Below are 748 nucleotides of genomic sequence, written 5' to 3'. Positions count from 1 at the left end.
TGACTGCAGCGATCACCAAGTTCTTTGGTGAATTCAAGGCATATGACCAGATCGATGCTGCACCAGAAGAACGCGCTCGTGGTATCACCATTTCGACGGCACACGTTGAATATGAAACCCCTGCACGTCACTACGCACACGTCGACTGCCCAGGCCACGCTGACTATGTTAAGAACATGATCACCGGTGCGGCACAGATGGACGGCGCGATCCTGGTTGTTTCGGCAGCTGACGGTCCAATGCCACAGACCCGTGAGCACATCCTGCTCGCTCGTCAGGTTGGCGTTCCTGCGATCGTTGTGTTCCTGAACAAGTGCGATCAGGTTGACGATGCTGAACTTCTTGAACTCGTCGAACTCGAAGTTCGTGAACTTCTCTCGAAGTACGACTTCCCAGGCGACGAAGTTCCAATCATCAAGGGTTCGGCTCTTGCTGCTCTCGAAGATTCCTCGAAGGAACTCGGCGAAGACGCAATCCGCAACCTGATGGACGCAGTTGACAGCTACATCCCAACTCCAGAACGTCCGATTGACCAGCCATTCCTGATGCCAATCGAAGACGTGTTCTCGATTTCGGGTCGTGGTACGGTTGTTACCGGTCGTGTAGAGCGCGGTATTGTTAAGGTTGGCGAAGAAGTCGAAATCGTTGGCATCAAGGCTACCGGCAAGACGACTGTTACCGGCGTTGAAATGTTCCGCAAGCTGCTCGATCAGGGCCAGGCTGGCGACAACATCGGCGCATTGGTTCG

At 54.1% G+C, this 748-nt stretch carries 1 protein-coding gene; it reads left to right on the top strand.

The window, feature by feature from the left end:
- Positions 1-748 (top strand): elongation factor Tu (locus CEV31_RS00640; protein ID WP_143850883.1); only part of this gene is annotated, 748 nt, incomplete at both ends.

This window comes from Brucella thiophenivorans, assembly GCF_002252445.1.
Classification (GTDB): domain Bacteria; phylum Pseudomonadota; class Alphaproteobacteria; order Rhizobiales; family Rhizobiaceae; genus Brucella; species Brucella thiophenivorans.
This window is presented reverse-complemented; position numbering and strand designations above follow the sequence as displayed.